The sequence below is a fragment of the Alkalinema pantanalense CENA528 genome, from assembly GCF_050753345.1.
GTDB lineage: Bacteria > Cyanobacteriota > Cyanobacteriia > Leptolyngbyales > Leptolyngbyaceae > Alkalinema > Alkalinema pantanalense.
Genome location: NZ_JBLZFX010000211.1, coordinates 1 through 2,021 on the forward strand (window position 1 = coordinate 1; position 2,021 = coordinate 2,021).

Annotated in this window: 1 protein-coding gene and 1 pseudogene; one reads left to right on the forward strand and one right to left on the reverse strand. The window is 42.9% G+C overall.

Features of this window, described 5'->3' with window-relative positions; translation table 11 throughout:
- Window positions 1-514 precede the first annotated feature (514 nt).
- Window positions 515-1,738, forward strand: coding sequence for a hypothetical protein (locus ACN4EG_RS27620; protein WP_431633500.1), 1,224 nt, complete (start codon window positions 515-517; stop codon window positions 1,736-1,738).
- 135 nt (window positions 1,739-1,873) lie between these two features.
- Here ACN4EG_RS27620 and ACN4EG_RS27625 read toward each other — a convergent pair.
- Window positions 1,874-2,021 (reverse strand): annotated as a pseudogene (locus ACN4EG_RS27625) (IS5/IS1182 family transposase); the annotation flags it as partial.

A 2,021-nucleotide genomic window follows, 5' to 3' on the forward strand; every position in this document is an offset into this window, starting at 1 on the left:
CCATCGCATCGCAGACAGGATTCATTGGAGTCAACCGATGAAGATTTTGCATTCCGACGGGCAATACATCAGCATCCTCAGCCGCGAACGGCAGCGTTAACAGCTTTACAACTGAGGTGGTCTACAGGTTTGTTCATCTGGCAGACTGTAGATACCTCTGCTGGAAACAGAAATGGTGGTCGTTGAGATCGATCGGGGTGCTTTCTCCCTCATTTGTGTGATGCAAAGTTCGATCTATCTTTCAGGTTGATTCGTGGACAGTCGTTTCCCGGCAAAAAATCCAGAAAAACTTCATGATTAACCTAGCCTAACCGATCGTCGCACCTGACTAGGCAATGCTACACTATATTTCAGCAAAATCAACTCGCAGCAAGTGAACTTTGCGCTAGCCGCCTTTTCGAACTGCATGAAAACACTTCGCGTTGAATACCTGACAATCCTTAACAACCGGTTAGAGTTTTGTCGTAATGTTAGGTCTCTAAATCACCTGCTTCAGTCAGATGGACGAGTTGTTGTGTCAGACAATTCAATTCAGTTTGAAGGAACTCAGTTTTCATATGACGTCCAAACAGGAACAACTACCGAGGGCGATCAACGATATTTCCATATTGCTGTTGGTCTGCAAGACGTTGGCGATATTGAGACATTTGAGGAACTCTTAAAGTCCATTCGTACAATGTTGTTTCAAATTTCCTCTAAAGAACCGCAGGTACTTTGGAATGACATCGGTCTTCACTATGCGCGAGAATCCTATCCGGCGATTTACGAGTTGGAAAATTTAATGAGAAAACTCATCACTAAGTTCATGCTTACGTCAATTGGCTTGACTTGGACAAAAGAAACAATTCCAAAGGAAGTTCTTGAATCAATTAAAGTCAAAAAACAAGTTGCGGAAAGCAACTACCTTCATCAAGTCGACTTCATACAACTATCCAATTTTTTGTTCAAACCGTACACAACTGGCAACACGGCCAAAATTTTGGAGACGGTGGCGACATCTATGTCTCCTGAGGAATTGAATCTCGATGAGCTTCGGAAACTGATACCTAGATCCAATTGGGAACGATATTTTTCACCGCTTGTAGATTGCGAAAGTGACTATCTTCGGATCAGATGGGAACAACTTTACGACTTAAGGAATCACGTTGCACACAACCGCGCTGTTTCACGTGCAGATCGAGATCAAATCAATGAATTAGTAAACCAGATTCGACCTAAAATTGAGGCTGCGATTGGAAATTTGGGCGATATCAAACTAACCGAGATGGAACGAGAAACAGTAGCTGAAAGTGTTGCAATTGGACGCTATGCCCTCAATGGTGAGTTCATCGAACATTGGAAGCTAGTTCACGATCGTTTGCTAACGCTTGCCTATTTAGTGTCGTCCGAAAAAAATCAGGCAAAACTTGAACGACTGGGCAAGAACGTTGCCTCGGTGCTAAACATACTCAGGGAAGAAGGAGCAATTTCTAGCCAATTTAGAAAGAGTTTACGACAGAGTCACAAACTACGTAACATAATTGTTCACCATAGTGACGTGATTTTTCCAGAATCTCGCCTAAATGATGAAGTAGACATGCTTCGTATCCTTATCAACGAGCTGGAAAATAGTATTGCAAAAGTTTCTGAAGGTGGGACTCTAAAATTTGATGAAGAACAATTCAATTTAGACGACGATTCCGATAAAGAAGACCTTTCTGATGATGAACCTGACTCTGAATCCTATGAAAACGGCTAATAAAAATGTAATGAACCGAAGTCTCTAAGCCAAGCGACTTTGATATGGGCAATCAACTCCCACAACTCGGTTATTTTGACGGCGTTGTTGCATGATTAGAAAAACAGTCAGATTTGCCTTGGGGCAGTCTTGGTCTTAGGCTTCAACCTTGTAGCTGTCGGGCTTGGCGATAGCAATCATACGGTTGAGCGCAGCACATTTGATAAACAACTCCACCGCTTGATTGTCAAATTGACGGGCACTGAGCTTGCCGCCAAAAATCGCCTTGAAGCGAAACATGGTC